Origin of the sequence: Pseudoalteromonas byunsanensis, assembly GCF_001854475.1 — a bacterium.
GTDB classification, from domain to species: domain Bacteria; phylum Pseudomonadota; class Gammaproteobacteria; order Enterobacterales; family Alteromonadaceae; genus Pseudoalteromonas; species Pseudoalteromonas byunsanensis.
In genome coordinates this window covers 1-552 of the sequence record NZ_MNAN01000029.1, presented here as the reverse complement: position 1 = coordinate 552, position 552 = coordinate 1, and the positions used below count along the sequence as shown (strand labels likewise).

1 protein-coding gene is annotated in these 552 nt (G+C 46.7%); it reads right to left on the bottom strand.

The window, feature by feature from the left end; all coding sequences use genetic code 11:
- Positions 1-552, bottom strand: a 552-nt coding sequence (locus BIW53_RS09590) for a condensation domain-containing protein (RefSeq protein ID WP_175442114.1), incomplete at both ends; no start/stop codon positions are given.

Genomic DNA, 552 nt, shown 5'->3' with positions numbered 1-552 from the left:
TGCCACGCTGCGTAGTCGCTATACACAATGTCTTGCTGTGGCAATGACACAGCATGTCCTTGGTGTAGCGCGTGATAACACTGTGCTAGCTCCTGCATGAAGATATCCAGTGACCACCCATCAAAGGCAATGTGATGCCACATGATGAGTAGATATCGACAACCAGACACCTCATAGCCTTGTAACTTCAGACTCAACTGTGAGGTCAAATCAAAGGGCGTCGACATATGCTCGGCTAACATCGCATGTAAGTCTGCCTCATCAGCTAATGGCAACCATGTCAGTGACAACGACTGCTCGATAGGGGTTTGGTAGGCGTTATCGTGTTCGTCATGTAGATAGACTGTTTTTAATACTGGGTGTCTATCTAACAAGATATTGAACGCGGTTTCTAAATGCGTTAGCTGTACCTCCGGGGTCAGTTTTACCACCATTGGAATATGGTATGCGTCTGAGCCACCAGAATATTGCTCAATGAACAGTAAGGATTCTTGTGCAAATGACAGAGGCACCCGCGTCAGGGAGGTTTTTTCAATGGTGATTAACGGCTCA